Below are 15,876 nucleotides of genomic sequence, written 5' to 3'. Positions count from 1 at the left end.
ACACCCCCCGGATCATGACTGCGACTGGGGGCGGGAATCATACCGGGCCTGGCTGGCCAAAACCCCGATTATCGGGGCGTGAAGATAGTAACGGGGGCGTGGACCCGCGGGTCAAGGTATTCACCTTGCCCGACCTCGCAAGTTTTCGGGCCATGGACGACACGTTCGCCGGTGTCGACGCCTGCTTTTTCTGCGCAGGGGTGTCGTCTTTCGGCTTGTCCGAGGCCGCCTATCGCGCGGTAACCTACGACCTCACGCTCAATGTCGCCCGGGAACTGCTTCGCGTGAGCCCTGCCATGACGATGGTTTATGTATCCGGCGCCGGCGCCGACAGCAGTGAACAAGGCCGAAGCATGTGGGCTCGCGTTCGCGGCCAAATCGAGAATGCGCTGCAGCGACTGCCATTCCGGCAAGTGGTCATTTTCCGCCCATCCGCGATCCTGCCTGAGAACGGCATTCAGTCGCGCACGGCTTCGTATCGCTGGATGTACGTCGCACTCAAACCGCTGCTGCTGTTGCTTCGGCGAATTTCACCCGCCAGCGTCCTGACCACCCGGGCCGTTGGCGATGCGATGCTCAACGCGGCGCGCCACGGGGTGCCCCAGCGCGTTCTGACGCCGGCCGCGATCCATCGTCTGGCCAGCGCACGGGCGTAACGCGAACGGCCGGTGTGCTCGGGAAACAGCCATCGTCAGGATGCCATCCCGAAGGGTCGCTCAGGGTTGAATTGGTACATCGATTTCAACGACGAGCAGTGGCGCGGCTATGTGTCCGATGGCCAATTCCGGCGCGGCTGGAGCGCCGCCGCCGCACGCAAGACCTGCCTCGTCGTCGGCATGCTGCTGTCGCCGACGATCGCGCTGCCCGCGATCGTCGAGCGCGCGCGGGCATGCTTCGCGCGCTTCGCGCTCGCGTATGCGGGCGCGGCGGCGGATCGCGGGTGCCGTTTGCCCGGGCCTTCCGAACGCCGCGGCCGGCGCGGCCGCCGCGTCATGACTACGTCGGCCGCGGTTTGCGCCTAGACTGTCGTTTTCCGTTTGCGGGGCGAGCCGCGATGCTCGGCCGCGAAATTCGAAGCCGAGTGCCGGTTCGAACGTCTTTCACGCAACGAAAGGGAGGCAGCATGCGCTACGAGCTTTACTACTGGCCGGACATCCAGGGGCGCGGCGAATTCGTGCGGCTCGCGCTCGAGGCGGCCGAAGCCGAATACGTGGACGTCGCGCGCGAATCGCCGCGCAAGGGCCTGGGCGTGTCGGCGATGATGGGGCTCCTGGAGAGCGATTCGCTGGAATGCCTGCCGTTCGCGCCGCCGTTCCTCAAGGCGGGCGAGCAGATCATCGGGCAAACGGCCAACATCCTGCTGTTCCTCGGCGCGCGGCATCACCTCGCGCCGCGCGACGACGCAGGGCGGCTGTGGACGCATCAATTGCAGCTGACGGTGTCCGATTTCGTCGTCGAGGTTCACGACAGTCACCATCCGATCGCAAGCGGCCTGTATTACGAGGACCAGAAAGCGCAAGCCGCGATGCGGGCGGAGGATTTCATCAAGCATCGGCTGCCGAAGTTCCTCGGCTATTTCGGCAAGGTGCTCGCGCGCAATCCGCACAAGAGCGGCTACATGGCGGGCGGCGGCCTGACGTATGTGGATCTGTCGATGTTCCAGCTGATCGAGGGCTTGCGCTACGCGTTTCCGAAGGCGATGACGCGTATCGAGAAGAAGCATGCCGGGCTGGTCGAGCTGCACGACAGGATCGCGCAGCATCCGCCGATCGCGCGCTATCTGGCGTCCGGTCGGCGCATTCCGTTCAACGAGCAGGGGATCTTCCGGCATTACGCCGAGCTGGATCGATGAGCGGCGGCGCGTCGATCGGCATGCCGTGCTCGCCGATCGTCGGCGCGTGTCGGGCAGGGCGGCGCGAGCCATGACGAATTCCGCATCGCCGTTCGTCGCGCATCCGGAAGGAAGCGGCCGATTCGGCCGCGATGCATCGCCCGGATTCGGCGTTCGTCGTCCGACGCCGCGAGATCCGGGCCGCCGGCGCGAATCCTTGCCGCCGGCGGCCCGCTGCGGCCGAGCCTTCGGAATCAGTTGCCTTTGTCTTGACGCAGCGTCCAGACGGTCGCCGTGTTCGTGTTGTCGTCGACGGCCGCGAATTGCGGCTGCCCGCCGCCGCTCGCCCCGAACGCGAGTCCGAACGCCGCCCCCGGCACCGAGTCGACCTGCATTTGCGCGATGAAGCGCCCCTCGGGCGTGAACTCGACGATTTCGCTCGGCTGATTCGGATCGGCATTGACGGCGTCGCCGTTCGCGGTGACGAGGTGGCCGTTCGGCGCGAGCGCCAGCGCGAGCGGCCCGTGCAGGTGCATGTTGTCGAAATAGATCATGCGCCCGACGCCGTTGTTGCGCGTCGTCGACGCGGCGCCGTGAATCGCGAACACCGCGTTGTCGCCCGTCGACGCGACGTACAGCACGTCGCGGGTCGAATCGTATGCGAGGCCCGTCGGCCCGACGACGAGCGCCGCCGGATCGCTTCGATGCAGATAGCCCGACGCGATGACGAGCGAGCTCGGCAGCACCGTGACGCCGTTCTCGCCGATCGTCATGTCGAGCCGCGCCACCGTGCCGTTCAGCACGTTCGACACGAACGCCGTGATGCGTTGCCCCCGGTCGATCACCGCGAGATCCCACGGCCCGTCGAGCAGCGCGGGGCTGGTCAGTTCCTTGACGAGCGTGCCTTGCGGATTGACGACGAGCAGCGAGCCGGACGACGCGAGCGTCGTGCCGTCCTTCGTCGGCAGGTTGCCGACGAGCACGAAGCCGCTGTGGAGCACCGCGAGCGCGGTGGTGAGGCCGACGTTGCCGCCCTGGAAGAAGACCACGGGATCGCCGTTCGGCACGAGCTTCACGATCGTCGTGCCGGTGCCCTGCAGGTTCGCTGTGTTGTTGAAGTTCGAGACGACGACGTCGCCCGGCTTCAGCGTGCTCCATGAGGGCACGCCGCTCGGCACGAATGCGATGCCGTACGGATTGAGATCGCCGTTCGCGGGGACCGTCGACGCGGTCATCGCCGATGGCGGAAGAATCGTCTCGTTGCCGCTCGCCCACGCGAAGCCGGACGATAGCGCGACGATGCCGGCGCCGCAGACGGTGTTGCGCAGGCCGCGCGCGGCGGCGCGGCACGCGCGACGGGCGCGCGCGAGCGTTCGCAAGCAGGCGGCGGGAGTGACGCGGGCGGGCGGGTCGGGGGATGAAACATGACGTAGAGCTTTCATGGCTTGACTCCATTTTCGAAACGTCGAACAGCAGCCGATTGCCGGACGGCACAAATGAGACGGGCGCGCGGCCGCCCCGCGGCCAAACGCCGCGCGCATGGCCGCTCGGCGTAAACGTGCGGCGTCGCGCCGTTATTCCATGCCGATGCGCGCGCGTGCCGGGCGCGGCGCCGCATTGCTGTGTTGCGGCCGACGAGCCACGTATCCGCTTAACGCGTTCGCGGGCGGCTGCCGCCGCGGCGGCCATGATCGCGCCTCGTCGCGATTGCGCGGCGCGCAAGCGGGTATTACCCGAAGCGTCGAGCCCGGCTATCATTTGATTCGGTTCGCCTGCCGGGATCGTCCTGCAGCCGAAAGATCCTGTTTGATCCTGTTTGATCCTGTTTCAACACCAGCACAGCCCGCAGCGACGTCACTATGAATTCCACTCCCGATGCATCCCAACGCCCCGCCATTCGCGCCCTCACGCCGCTCGAAGCGCGCGTGCTCGGCGTATTGATCGAGAAGCAGCACACGGTTCCGGATACCTATCCGCTGTCGCTCAACGCGCTGACGGCCGGCTGCAATCAGAAGACCGCCCGATCGCCGGTGATGAACGTGTCGGAGGCCGAGGTGCTCACGGCGATCGACGGCCTGAAGCGTCTGAGCCTCGCGTCGGAGGGCAGCAGCAGCCGCGTGCCGCGCTTCGAGCACAACATGAACCGCGTGCTCGGCATTCCGAGCCAGGCGGCCGCGTTGCTGACGATGCTGCTGCTGCGCGGTCCGCAGACGGGCGCGGAGCTGCGCCTGAACACCGCGCGCCTGCACGGCTTCGCCGACATCTCGTCGGTCGAGGCGTTCCTCGACGAGCTCGCCGCGCGCACGCCGCCGCTCGTCGTCAAGCTCGCGCGCGCGCCGGGCGAGCGCGAGAGCCGGTGGATGCATCTGCTGTGCGGCGACATCGCGCCGGACGAAGCGCCCGCGCGCGGCGCGCAGGACGACGCGGTGCCGCCGTCGGAGTTCGAAGCGCTGAAGGCCGAGCAGAAGGCGCTGACGGCGGAGCTCGCGCAACTGCGCGCGTTCGTCGAGCACATGGCGAACGAGCTCGGCATCGACGTCGGCAAGTTTTCGCGCGGGGGCTGATCTTCGCGCGCGAGCGGTCGTGGCTTGCGGCATGCGCGCCGGCGTCAGCCTTGTTCGACGCGTCTGAGTCCGATGCCGCGCGGCCTGCTCGCCCGACGCCGACGCGTGCGCCGAAGCGGCATGCGCCGCGCGAATCCCGGCGCCCGCCATGGCGCAAACGGCGTATCGATTGGCTTTGATGCCGCAGTCTCGCCGCGCCGGGCCATCTACAGTGGAGCTTCGTCACCACCACACCGGAGTCCGCGATGAAAGCAGAAGGCATCCTTCCCGATCACGTCAACCGCGTCGAGATCGACGGCGTATCGATTCGCAAAGGGACGGTCGCCGCGTTTCTCGCCAACGCGCGCGTCTGGAGCGACGCGCACGCGTCGGCGCAGGCGCACGCGCAGGCCGAGCGCGACTTGCTCGACACGCTACCGTCGCTGCGCGCGCTCGGATTGTTCGACGTGCTGGAGATTCGCGACGCGCGGCTGCGGGCGTTCGTCGGCGCGCGTTCCGCTGCCGGTTGAATCGGCATCGGCATCAGCATCGGCATCGGCATCGGCATCGGCAGCGGCAGCGGCAGCGCTAGCGACGTCGGCGTCATGCCCCCAATTCGCTGTTCCAATCCGCGTCCGGATCGGCCGGCGCATCGCCCGCCGCGCCCGCGATCGCCGCCGTCTCCCCCGCGCCGCCCGCCGCGACGCCTTTCTCGCGGTAAGCCGCGGGCGGCGCGCCGAACTGCTTGCGGAACTCGCGCCCGAGGTGCGACGCGTCCGCGAACCCGCAGCTCGATGCGATGTCGGCGACGGTGCGGTCCGAGCTCGTCAGGAGCCACGCGGCCGTGCGCAGCCGCACCTGCTTCGCGAACGCCTGCGGGCTCCTGCCGGTCTGCGCCTTGAACAGCCGCTCGAGCTGCCGCGTCGACAGATCGAGCTTGCACGCGAGCTCGTCGAGCGGCAGCGCGCGCCCGACATGCTGCTCCATCAGCAGGATCGCGCGCTTGACCTTCGGATGCGTCGCGGGCTCGAGCCCCGGCGGGTGCGGCTGCGGCGCGTTGCCCTTCTGCATCTCGCCGACGAGCAGGATTCGGAGCGCCTTCTGCACCGTTGCGTGATCGAAGTGGCGCAGCAGGATCGCCGCGGCGACGTCGATCGACGCGCGCCCGCCCGAGCACGTGATCCGCCGCCGGTCGATCACGAACAGGCGATCGGCGATCAGCAGATCCGGATCGGCGTTCGGGAAGCGCTCGACGAAATCCCAATAATGGAACCAGCTCACGCACACGCGGTGCCCGTCGAGCACGCCCGCGCGCATCAGCGCGAACGCGCCCGTGCAGATCCCGACGAGGTTCGCGCCCGCCGCCGCCGCGCGGCGGACGAACTGCAGCGTCTGCGGCCCCGCCTGCGGCCCCGAATGCAGCAGGCCGCCCACGACGACCACGTAGTCGAACGCGTCGGCGTCGTCGAACGTCTGCCACGGCGTCACCTGAATCCCGCAGCTCGCGCGCACGGGTGCGAGCGTGTCGCCGATCACGGTCCACGAGCAGCGCACGGGCTTGCTGTGGTCGCCGTCGTCGGCGGACAGCCGCAGCATGTCGACGAACCCCGAGAACGCGGTCAGCGTGAAATTCGGCAGCAGCACGATTGCGAAGCGCAGGCGCGGCTGGGCGGAATCGGCGGCAACGGGCGAAGCGGGTACGTCGGCGGTCATGTCTGCAAAATCTTCGGTTGGCCGGGGCGCGGCCCGGCGTGTCTCCAGTCTACGGGCGCCCGACGCCCGGGCAGCCGCGCAGACCGTACTGCGAGCGTCGCCGATCGGGCCGCGCGGGACTTGTGTTTTTTCGCCGCGAACCATCGCCGAAACGCACGGAATGCCTGTCACGCGCGGCGGTTGGCGGCGGCGTCCCACGCCGATGCCGTTTTTGTTCTATCGGCGGATTTTACGCTTTGATGTACTGACGCCCAACGTCAACCAAGCATCGTTACGCAAGGGCAGCCAGATGAACGTCAGCGTTTTCGATCTGTTCAAGATCGGCATCGGTCCGTCGAGCTCGCACACCGTCGGGCCGATGATCGCCGCGTGCCGGTTCGCGTCGCACGTCGAGGATGCGAACCTGCTCGGCTTCGTGCGCCGCGTGCGGATCGGGCTGTACGGCTCGCTCGGCGCGACGGGCAAGGGCCACGGCACCGACAAGGCGGTGCTGCTCGGCCTCGAGGGCCATCTGCCGGACGCGATCGATCCCGACCTGATCGAGCCCCGCTTGAACGCGATTCGCGCGGAAAAGTCGCTCGCGCTGCTCGGCAAGCGCGGCATCCGCTTCGACGAGAAGGAGGACATCGGCTTCTACCGCAAGCTGATGAGCGGCACGAGCGTCGTGCATCCGAACGGCATGCGTTTCCAGGCGTTCGACGAGCACGGCCAGCTGCTCGTCGAGAAGGAATATTACTCGGTGGGCGGCGGCTTCGTCGTCAATCGCGACGGAGACCGCGTGAACGGCGTGCGCGCGGCGGCGGACGTGCCGCATCCGTTCCGCACCGGCGACGACCTGATGCGCGCGTGCCGCGCGAGCGGCCTGTCGATCGCCGAGCTCACGTTTCGCAACGAATGCGCGCTGCGCCCCGCCGACGAAGTGCGCGCGGGCCTCGTCGCGATCTGGAAGACGATGGCCGCATGCGTCGAGCGCGGCTGCAAGGTCGACGGCGAGCTGCCCGGCCCGATGCGCGTGAAGCGCCGCGCGGCCGAGCTCCACACGCGGCTGCGCAATCGATCGGAGGAATCGCTGCGCGATCCGCTGTCGATGCTCGACTGGGTGAACCTCTACGCGATGGCGGTCAACGAGGAGAACGCGGCGGGCGGGCGCGTCGTCACCGCGCCGACGAACGGCGCGGCGGGCGTGATCCCGGCCGTCCTCCATTACTACGTGAAATTCGTACCGGGCTCGAACGAGCAGGGCATCGTCGATTTTCTGCTCACCGCCGCGGCGATCGGGATCATCTACAAGGAAACCGCGTCGATCTCCGGCGCGGAGGTCGGCTGCCAGGGCGAGGTCGGCGTCGCGTGCTCGATGGCCGCCGCCGCGCTCGCGGCGGTGATGGGCGGCACGCCCGGGCAGGTCGAAAACGCGGCCGAGATCGGTATGGAGCACAACCTCGGGATGACGTGCGATCCCGTCGGCGGCCTCGTGCAGATTCCGTGCATCGAGCGCAACGCGATGGGCGCGATCAAGGCGCTCAACGCGTCGCGGATCGCGCTGAAGGGCGACGGCCAGCACTACGTGTCGCTCGATTCCGTCATCAAGACGATGCGCGAGACGGGCGCCGACATGAAGACGAAATACAAGGAAACGTCGCGCGGCGGCCTCGCCGTGAACGTCATCGAATGCTAACGAAGGGTCCATCAACATGAGCCGCTACTCGATATTCAGCCTGTTTCGCAACGGCCTGTCGTATCACGAGAACTGGGAAAAGCAGTGGAAGAGCCCGGAGCCGAAGCGCGAGTACGACGTCGTGATCGTCGGCGGCGGCGGGCACGGCCTCGCGACCGCGTACTACCTCGCGAAGGAGCACGGCGTGACCAACGTCGCGGTGCTCGAGAAGGGCTGGATCGGCGGCGGCAACACCGCGCGCAACACGACGATCGTGCGCTCGAACTACCTGTGGGACGAATCCGCCGCGCTCTACGAGAAGGCGATGAAGCTGTGGGAAGGGCTCGCGCAGGACCTGAATTACAACGTGATGTTCAGCCAGCGCGGCGTGATGAACCTCGCGCACACGCTGCAGGACGTGCGCGACACCGAGCGGCGCGTGAACGCGAACCGCCTGAACGGCGTCGATGCCGAGTTCCTGACGCCCGCGCAGATCAAGGAGATCGAGCCGACGATCAACCTGAACAGCCGCTATCCGGTGCTCGGCGCGTCGATCCAGCGGCGCGGCGGCGTCGCGCGGCACGACGCGGTGGCCTGGGGCTTCGCGCGCGGCGCGGACCGCGCGGGCGTCGACATCATCCAGAACTGCCAGGTGACGGGCATCCGCCGCGAAGGCGGCGCGGTGGTCGGCGTCGACACGGTGAAGGGCTTCATCAAGGCGAAGAAGGTCGCGGTGGTCGCGGCCGGCAACACGACGACGCTCGCCGACATGGCCGGCGTGCGGCTGCCGCTCGAAAGCCATCCGCTGCAGGCGCTCGTGTCGGAGCCGATCAAGCCCGTCGTGAACACGGTCGTGATGTCGAACGCGGTGCATGCGTACATCAGCCAGTCCGACAAGGGCGATCTCGTGATCGGCGCGGGCATCGATCAATACGCGGGCTTCGGCCAGCGCGGCAGCTTCCAGATCATCGAAGGCACGCTGCAGGCGATCGTCGAGATGTTCCCGGTGTTCTCTCGCGTGCGGATGAACCGCCAGTGGGGCGGTATCGTCGACGTGTCGCCGGACGCGTGCCCGATCATCAGCAAGACTGACGTGAAGGGCCTGTACTTCAACTGCGGCTGGGGCACGGGCGGCTTCAAGGCGACGCCGGGCTCGGGCTGGGTGTTCGCGCACACGATCGCGCGCGACGAGCCGCATCCGCTCAATGCGCCGTTCGCGCTCGAGCGCTTCTACAACGGCCACCTGATCGACGAGCACGGCGCGGCCGCCGTCGCGCACTGACCGAACCACCGCGCACTACGTGCATGGGACCAGAGTAAGCGCTAAAGCGCTAACTCTGGTCGACAGAGGAGAACGAAACATGTTGCTTATCGAATGTCCGTGGTGCGGCCCGCGCGCCGAATCCGAATTCAGTTGCGGCGGCGAAGCCGATATCGCGCGCCCGCTCGACACGGACAAGCTGTCCGACCGCGAATGGGGCGACTACCTGTTCATGCGCAAGAATCCGCGCGGCGCGCACCGCGAGCAATGGCTGCATGCGCAGGGCTGCCGCCGCTGGTTCGTCGCGCAGCGCGATACCGTCACTTACGAGTTTCAGGGCTACGAAACGTTCGGCGCAGCCGCCGCCAACGCAGCAGAGGACACGAGCAAATGAGCCAGAAAGACCGACTCGGCGCAGGCGGGCGCATCAACCGCGCACAGCCGCTCACCTTCACGTTCAACGGCCGCACGTATCAGGGCTTCCAGGGCGACACGCTCGCGTCCGCGCTGCTCGCGAACGGCGTACACTTCGTCGCGCGCAGCTTCAAGTATCACCGGCCGCGCGGGATCGTGACGGCGGGCGTCGACGAGCCGAACGCCGTCGTGCAGCTCGAAACCGGCGCGTACACTGTGCCGAACGCGCGCGCGACCGAGATCGAGCTGTACCAGGGGCTCGTCGCGACGAGCGTGAACGCGAAGCCGTCCATCGAGCACGACCGGATGGCCGTGATGCAGAAGTTCTCGCGCTTCCTGCCGGCGGGCTTCTACTACAAGACGTTCATGTGGCCGCGCAACCTGTGGCCGAAGTACGAAGAGAAGATCCGCGAAGCGGCGGGCCTCGGCAAGGCGCCCGATACGCTCGACGCCGACCGCTACGACAAGCGCTACGCGCACTGCGACGTGCTCGTCGTCGGCGGCGGCCCGACGGGGCTCGCGGCCGCGCACGCGGCGGCCGTCAACGGTGCGCGCGTGATGCTCGTCGACGATCAGCGCGAGCTCGGCGGCAGCCTGCTCGCGAGCCGCGCGGAGATCGACGGCAAGCCCGCGCTGCAATGGGTCGAGAAGATCGAAGCGGAGCTCGCGAAGCTGCCCGACGTGACGATCCTCGCGCGCAGCACCGCGTTCGGCTATCAGGATCACAACCTCGTGACCGTCGTGCAGCGGCTCACCGACCATCTTCCGGTGTCGATGCGCAAGGGCACGCGCGAGCTGATCTGGAAGGTGCGCGCGAAGCGCGTGATCCTTGCCGCGGGCGCGCACGAGCGGCCGCTCGTGTTCGGCAACAACGACCTGCCGGGCGTGATGACCGCGTCGGCCGTGTCGACGTACATTCATCGCTACGGCGTGCTGCCGGGGCGCGTCGCGGTCGTCGCGACGAACAACGATCACGGCTATCAGTGCGCGCTCGATCTCAAGGCGTGCGGCGCGAAAGTGACGGTCGTCGATGCGCGCTCGTCGACGCGCGGCGCGTTGCCCGCGGTCGCGAAGCGCAACGGCATCGCCGTGATGAGCGGCGCGGTCGTGTCGAGCGCGGCGGGCAAGCTGCGCGTCGCGTCGGTGGACGTCGCGTCGTACTCGAATGGCCGCTCGGGCGGCAAGATCGCGACGCTGCCGTGCGAGCTCGTCGCGATGTCGGGCGGCTTCAGCCCGGTGCTGCACCTGTTCGCGCAATCGGGCGGCAAGGCGCACTGGAACGACGACAAGACCTGCTTCGTGCCCGGCAAGCCGGTGCAGGCGGAAGCGAGCGTCGGCGCGGCGGCGGGCGAGTTCGAGTTGTCGCGCGCGCTGCGGCTCGCGGTCGACGCGGGCGTGGCCGCGGCGAAGTCGACGGGTCTCGCCGCCGAGCGGCCGCCCGTGCCGAAGGTCGCCGAAGCTGTGGAGGACGCGCTGCTGCCGTTATGGCTCGCGAGCGGCGCGGACGCGGCGGTTCGCGGTCCGAAGCAGTTCGTCGATTTCCAGAACGACGTCGGCGCGGCCGACATCCTGCTCGCCGCGCGCGAAGGCTTCGAATCGGTCGAGCACGTGAAGCGCTACACGGCGATGGGCTTCGGCACCGATCAGGGCAAGCTCGGCAACATCAACGGGATGGCGATTCTCGCGCAGGCGCTCGGCAAGTCGATTCCGGAGACGGGCACGACGACGTTTCGCCCGAACTACACGCCGGTGTCGTTCGGCGCGTTCGCGGGCCGCGAGCTCGGCGATTTCCTCGATCCGGTGCGCAAGACCTGCATCCACGAATGGCACGTCGAGCACGGCGCGCTGTTCGAGGACGTCGGCAACTGGAAGCGGCCGTGGTATTTCCCGAAGAGCGGCGAGGATCTGCACGCCGCCGTGAAGCGCGAATGCCTTGCGGTGCGCAACGGCGTCGGCATGCTCGACGCATCGACGCTCGGCAAGATCGACATCCAGGGGCCGGACGCGGTGAAGCTCTTGAACTGGATGTACACGAACCCGTGGAACAAGCTCGAAGTCGGCAAGTGCCGCTACGGGCTGATGCTCGACGAGAACGGCATGGTGTTCGACGACGGCGTGACCGTGCGTCTCGGCGAACAGCATTTCATGATGACGACGACGACGGGCGGCGCGGCGCGCGTGCTCACGTGGCTCGAACGCTGGTTGCAGACGGAATGGCCGGACATGAAAGTGCGGCTCGCGTCCGTCACCGATCACTGGGCGACGTTCGCGGTGGTCGGGCCGAAGAGCCGCAAGGTCGTGCAGAAGGTGTGCAAGGACATCGATTTCGCGAACGATGCGTTCCCGTTCATGAGCTATCGCGACGGCACAGTCGCGGGCGCGAAGGCGCGCGTGATGCGCATCAGCTTCTCGGGCGAGCTCGCGTACGAAGTGAACGTGCCGGCGAACGCGGGCCGCGCGGTGTGGGAAGCGCTGATGGAAGCGGGCGCGGAATTCGACATCACGCCGTACGGCACCGAGACGATGCACGTGCTGCGCGCGGAGAAGGGTTACATCATCGTCGGTCAGGACACCGACGGATCGATCACGCCGTTCGATCTCGGGATGGGCGGGCTCGTCGCGAAGTCGAAGGATTTTCTCGGCCGCCGCTCGCTCACGCGCGCCGATACCGCGAAGAGCGGCCGCAAGCAGTTCGTCGGCCTGCTGACCGAGGACGCGCAGTACGTGCTGCCGGAAGGCGGCCAGATCGTCGAGGCAGACGCGGCCGCGCGCGCCGACGGCACGATCGAGATGCTCGGCCACGTCACGTCGAGCTATTACAGCCCGATTCTGAAGCGCTCGATCGCGCTCGCGGTGGTGAAGGGCGGCCTGAGCAGGATGGGCGAGCGCGTCGCGGTTTCGCTCGCCAACGGCCGGCGCGTGGTCGCGACGATCTCGAGCCCGGTTTTCTACGACACCGAAGGGGTACGTCAGCATGTGGAATGAAACGAGAAACGAGGCTTCGGCGGCGGCGCACGCGCAGGGCGGCGTGCGGCTCGAATCGCCGTTCGTCGGCGCGGGCGACGCGTTGAAGGCGTACGACGCGCGCGCGTCGAAGAAATTCCTGTTCCGCGAACGGCCGTTCCTCGACCTCGTCAACGTGCGCGGCGAGCCGGGCGATCCCGCCTTCGTGCGCGCGTTCGAGCAGGCCGTCGGCTGCCGGCCGCCGGTGAAGCCGAACACGGTCGCGCGCAGCGCCGACTATGACGTGCTGTGGCTCGGCCCCGACGAATGGCTCGTGCGCTCGAACGGCGCGGTCGCGGCGGGCGCGCTCGCCGCGACGCTCGCGGAGGCGATGCAGGGGCTCTATGCGGCGGCCGTCGACGTCGGCAGCGGCTACACGATCGTCGAAGTGAGCGGCGCGCGCGCGCGCGACGTGCTCGCGCGCGGCTGCCCGCTCGATCTGCATCCGCGCGCGTTCGGCGTCGGGCAGTGTGCGCAGAGCCATTACTTCAAGGCGTCGATCACGCTCGTGCCGACCGGCGACGATTCGTTCGACATCGTCGTGCGGCGCAGTTTCGCCGATTACTTCTGCCGCATCATGCTCGACGCGGCGACGCCGCTCGCCTGATGAAACCCGTCGAGGCGCCGTTCGCGACGCTCGATCCGGCGTGCGCGCGCGGGCGCGGCTGGAGCGTGTTCGTCGACGCGCTGAAGGTGCCGGCGCGCATCGGCATTCATCCGCACGAGCACGCGGCGCCGCAGCCCGTCGTGCTCGACGCGCGGCTGGCCTATCGCCGCGAGCCGTCGGAGGCGAGCGGCGACGGCTGGATCGACTACGACGCGTATTGCGCGCGGATCGCGTCGTTCCTCGCGCACAAGCCGCACACGCGGTTGCTCGAGACGCTCGCGCTCGAGATCGCCGTGCTGTCGTTCGACGAATGGCCGGCGCTCGACGCGCTGACGCTCGCGCTGCACAAGCCGAAGATCCGGCCGGGGACGAAGCGGGTCGGCGTCGAGCTAGACTGGACGCGCGCGGACCATGCGGCGTGGCGCGCGGCCGCGCGCGAGGCGGCCGCGCGCGGCTGAGCGAACCGGCGCGCGCGGCCGGGTTGTCGCTTCGCGCGGCTTCGTGGCGGCGTGGCAGCGCCGCGCCGCGCCGTCATCGCGCCGCTTCGTCATCGCGCATGTCGCGCGCATCGTCGTCGTGACGTGCAATGCGCGCCACGCTGCGTTGTGCGCCCGATGCGCCCGATGCGCCCGGCGAGGCCGGCGCGCGCTGCGCACGCGCGCCGGCCTCGCCGGGCCGTGCATCACGAGCAGGCCTTGCCGTGCGACGCGTGGAAGCCCTTCGCTTTCGCGGCCGCTTCCGACAGGTATTCGCCGTGCTTGGTCTTGCCGTAGTACTTGTCGGTCGCGCAGTGGTACACCTTCGTGTCGGTGTTCACCCACACCTGACCGGGCGCGCCGGCGCTTGCCGCGCTCTTCGTCGCGGCGGTCGCGCCCGGCGTGCCCGAGGCGGCGGCCGGAGCCGACGCCGCGGCGGCCGGCGCCGTCGCGGCCGATGCGCCGCTCGCCGCCGCGGCCTTCGATGCGCCGTACCACGTCTTCAAGCCCTTATGGCCCGAGCATGCGCCTTTCTTCGACGCGCCGGAGTAGAGCGTGCCGTCCTTGCAAAGGCCGGTCGTGCCGGCGGGCGCGCTTGCCGGAGCTTGCGCGAAGCTGCTGATCGAGATGCACAGGCCGGCGGCGAGTGCCGAGAGAAGGGCGGTCTTTTTCATTTCTACTCCTGACGATGTGGGGTTGGCGCGCGTCCACTTGCGTGAGCGTGTGTGCGCACGTTGCGACACGCGCGCAGCCCTGACGCAAAAGCATGCGCCAGTACCGACATTAACTCCCGGGTTCCGCGCCCGGTTGACACGCGAGCGCGCGAACGGCCCGGCAAAAGTGCAACCATGCGTGACAGGGTGTAACAGGCCGGCGCACGCGCGACAGGGCGGGCGGCGCGATCGTGAGATACTCGCCACCCTGCCGCGCTGCGGCCGTACATCGACGGGAGTCGCCGTGTTTGCGAGTTTTGAACCGACCCACACCGGATTTGTCGCGGAGATCGACGGCTGCCGATGCAGCATCGAGGGCGCGCCGTCGCCGATCGCCGATCGGATCGACTGGCGCTGGACCATCGCGCAGCCGGAGCCGGACAATCTCGACGGCTCCGATCCTTTCAAATACGAAGTGCTGGCGACGGGCGAAACCGTGACGCCGCTGCAGGCCGAGCAGCAGATCGTCGCGTGGCTCGAAGCGCATCCGCCCGAGGACGCGTGATCCGGCGCGCGGCCGCGCGCGTCGGCGCTCAGGCCATCACGACATAGACCTTGCGCAGCGTCTCGCTGATTTCCCAGACGCCGGCGGTATCGGCCGGAAAGAACAGCGTGTCGCCCGCGCGGATCTCCACCGGCTCGCCGCCCGCCGGCGTGAACGTGCAGACGCCCGACAGGACGTGCATCACCTCGGCGTTCGCGAGCTGCCGCTCGAAGCGGCCCGGCGAGCATTCCCACAGCCCGGTCTGATTGTCGCCCGCGCCTTCGAGCGGAATATCGAGGCAGCGGGTGCGCGCGACGGTCGCGCCGAGCGGGCGCGCGACCGCGCCGGCATCGTCGAGCCCGGCGGCGCGGGCCGATTGCGATATGACGGTGATGGGCATCTGGCGAATTCCGTGTGGTTCGTGTCGACGGGGAATTGAAAGGATTGCGCGGCGGCGCGCCGGTCAGCGGCCGGCATCGACCGCGTCCGCGAGCTCGGCGAGCGAGCGGAAGTGATAGTCGGGGCGGGTGATTTCGGATTCGATCGTGCCGCCCGAGCCCTGCTGAGCGTGCCGGCGCTCGATCCAGCACGTCGCGATGCCGAGCCGCATCGACACGCCGATGTCGTGATACTGGCTCTGCGCGACGTGCAGGTTGTCCTCCTGCCGATAGCCCCACGCGCCCTCGAAGCGGCCGCGCGCATACGCGAAGTAGCGCGGATCGGGCTTCTCGCAGAGCGCGTCGTCGCAGCTCAGCTCGAGATCGAACGGATGATCGAGCGTCGCCGCGAAATGTTCGAGCGCCCATCGCTGCGCATTCGTCATCGTCACCAGCTTGAAGTGCCGGCGCAGCCGCTTCAGCGCGTCGACCGAATCGGCGAACGCGGGCCAGCGCGCGACCGAGTCGCGAAAACCGCGAGCGGCCGCGTCGCCGTCGGGCAGGCCGAGCGCGGGCGCGACCGCGTGCCAGCAGCGGACGAGATCGTCGGGATACCACGTCGCGTTCGCGTGCTTGCGGGCGGCGCGGTAGGCGCGCAGGAAATCCTCGTCGGCGACGCGTGCGCCGGGCGCGACGTCGCGCACGTAGTCGAGCATGCCGCGCTCGAAATCGATCAACGTGCCGACGACGTCGAAGGTCAGGACTCTGAATCGGGTGAGGCTCATGGTGGATGGTGCTCG

The 15,876-nt window shown here is 68.5% G+C and carries 17 protein-coding genes; 12 read left to right on the top strand and 5 right to left on the bottom strand.

Going from position 1 to position 15,876, the window contains the following annotated elements; translation table 11 throughout:
* Window positions 1–152 precede the first annotated feature (152 nt).
* The 3 genes from X946_RS23770 to X946_RS23760 all read left to right on the top strand — a co-directional run bounded on the left by X946_RS23770 (window position 153) and on the right by X946_RS23760 (window position 1,852).
* Entirely contained in the window at window positions 153–656 is a 504-nt protein-coding gene (locus tag X946_RS23770) for a semialdehyde dehydrogenase (RefSeq protein WP_038752897.1), read from the top strand.
* Window positions 657–722: 66 nt separating this feature from the next.
* The gene (locus tag X946_RS36920) at window positions 723–1,022 is read left to right on the top strand and encodes a hypothetical protein (RefSeq protein WP_038752896.1); all 300 of its coding nucleotides are present in this window, start codon (window positions 723–725) and stop codon (window positions 1,020–1,022) included.
* Window positions 1,023–1,123: 101 nt separating this feature from the next.
* Entirely contained in the window at window positions 1,124–1,852 is a 729-nt protein-coding gene (locus tag X946_RS23760; RefSeq protein WP_038752894.1) for a glutathione S-transferase, read from the top strand.
* A 233-nt stretch (window positions 1,853–2,085) separates the two neighbouring features.
* Here X946_RS23760 and X946_RS23755 read toward each other — a convergent pair whose 3' ends face one another.
* On the bottom strand, window positions 2,086–3,273 hold the full coding sequence (locus X946_RS23755; protein ID WP_081989985.1) for a hypothetical protein: 1,188 nt from the start codon (window positions 3,271–3,273) through the stop codon (window positions 2,086–2,088).
* A gap of 417 nt (window positions 3,274–3,690) precedes the next feature.
* On the opposite strand from X946_RS23755, the gene X946_RS23750 reads away from it, so the two are divergent.
* Complete coding sequence (locus X946_RS23750; RefSeq protein ID WP_038752892.1) at window positions 3,691–4,395, top strand: YceH family protein; 705 nt, start codon at window positions 3,691–3,693, stop codon at window positions 4,393–4,395.
* Between the two features lie 245 nt (window positions 4,396–4,640).
* Window positions 4,641–4,904: a hypothetical protein gene (locus tag X946_RS23745; RefSeq protein WP_038752890.1), complete on the top strand. Its 264-nt coding sequence runs from the start codon at window positions 4,641–4,643 to the stop codon at window positions 4,902–4,904.
* A gap of 73 nt (window positions 4,905–4,977) precedes the next feature.
* Here X946_RS23745 and X946_RS23740 read toward each other — a convergent pair whose 3' ends face one another.
* On the bottom strand, window positions 4,978–6,087 hold the full coding sequence (locus tag X946_RS23740) for a GlxA family transcriptional regulator (RefSeq protein ID WP_052145153.1): 1,110 nt from the start codon (window positions 6,085–6,087) through the stop codon (window positions 4,978–4,980).
* A 289-nt stretch (window positions 6,088–6,376) separates the two neighbouring features.
* On the opposite strand from X946_RS23740, the gene X946_RS23735 reads away from it, so the two are divergent.
* From X946_RS23735 to X946_RS23710, 6 genes are all read left to right on the top strand, one after another.
* Window positions 6,377–7,762, top strand: coding sequence for an L-serine ammonia-lyase (locus tag X946_RS23735; protein WP_038752888.1), 1,386 nt, complete (start codon window positions 6,377–6,379; stop codon window positions 7,760–7,762).
* A 16-nt stretch (window positions 7,763–7,778) separates the two neighbouring features.
* Entirely contained in the window at window positions 7,779–9,023 is a 1,245-nt protein-coding gene (locus X946_RS23730; protein WP_038752886.1) for a sarcosine oxidase subunit beta family protein, read from the top strand.
* A 79-nt stretch (window positions 9,024–9,102) separates the two neighbouring features.
* On the top strand, window positions 9,103–9,396 hold the full coding sequence (locus X946_RS23725) for a sarcosine oxidase subunit delta (protein ID WP_038752884.1): 294 nt from the start codon (window positions 9,103–9,105) through the stop codon (window positions 9,394–9,396).
* Window positions 9,393–12,401 (top strand): sarcosine oxidase subunit alpha family protein, encoded by a 3,009-nt coding sequence (locus X946_RS23720; RefSeq protein ID WP_038752882.1) that lies wholly within the window; start codon window positions 9,393–9,395, stop codon window positions 12,399–12,401. The genes X946_RS23725 and X946_RS23720 overlap by 4 nt, the downstream gene beginning before the upstream one ends.
* Window positions 12,391–13,026 (top strand): sarcosine oxidase subunit gamma, encoded by a 636-nt coding sequence (locus X946_RS23715; RefSeq protein ID WP_038752880.1) that lies wholly within the window; start codon window positions 12,391–12,393, stop codon window positions 13,024–13,026. Before X946_RS23720 ends, X946_RS23715 begins: the two co-directional genes overlap by 11 nt.
* On the top strand, window positions 13,026–13,484 hold the full coding sequence (locus X946_RS23710; RefSeq protein WP_038752878.1) for a dihydroneopterin aldolase: 459 nt from the start codon (window positions 13,026–13,028) through the stop codon (window positions 13,482–13,484). Before X946_RS23715 ends, X946_RS23710 begins: the two co-directional genes overlap by 1 nt.
* 224 nt (window positions 13,485–13,708) lie before the next feature.
* Here X946_RS23710 and X946_RS23700 read toward each other — a convergent pair whose 3' ends face one another.
* On the bottom strand, window positions 13,709–14,176 hold the full coding sequence (locus X946_RS23700) for a DUF3761 domain-containing protein (protein ID WP_038752875.1): 468 nt from the start codon (window positions 14,174–14,176) through the stop codon (window positions 13,709–13,711).
* Between the two features lie 283 nt (window positions 14,177–14,459).
* Between X946_RS23700 and X946_RS23695 the strand changes: the two genes are divergently transcribed.
* On the top strand, window positions 14,460–14,720 hold the full coding sequence (locus tag X946_RS23695) for a hypothetical protein (RefSeq protein WP_038752873.1): 261 nt from the start codon (window positions 14,460–14,462) through the stop codon (window positions 14,718–14,720).
* Between the two features lie 28 nt (window positions 14,721–14,748).
* On the opposite strand, the gene X946_RS23690 is transcribed toward X946_RS23695, so the two are convergent.
* A complete protein-coding gene (locus X946_RS23690) occupies window positions 14,749–15,099 on the bottom strand; it encodes a cupin domain-containing protein (RefSeq protein WP_038752871.1) in 351 nt (116 codons plus the stop codon).
* Window positions 15,100–15,162: 63 nt separating this feature from the next.
* A complete protein-coding gene (locus tag X946_RS23685) occupies window positions 15,163–15,861 on the bottom strand; it encodes an HAD-IA family hydrolase (protein WP_038752869.1) in 699 nt (232 codons plus the stop codon).
* Window positions 15,862–15,876: the final 15 nt, after the last annotated feature.

The sequence above is a fragment of the Burkholderia sp. ABCPW 111 genome, from assembly GCF_000773065.1.
GTDB classification, from domain to species: domain Bacteria; phylum Pseudomonadota; class Gammaproteobacteria; order Burkholderiales; family Burkholderiaceae; genus Burkholderia; species Burkholderia savannae.
This window is presented reverse-complemented; position numbering and strand designations above follow the sequence as displayed.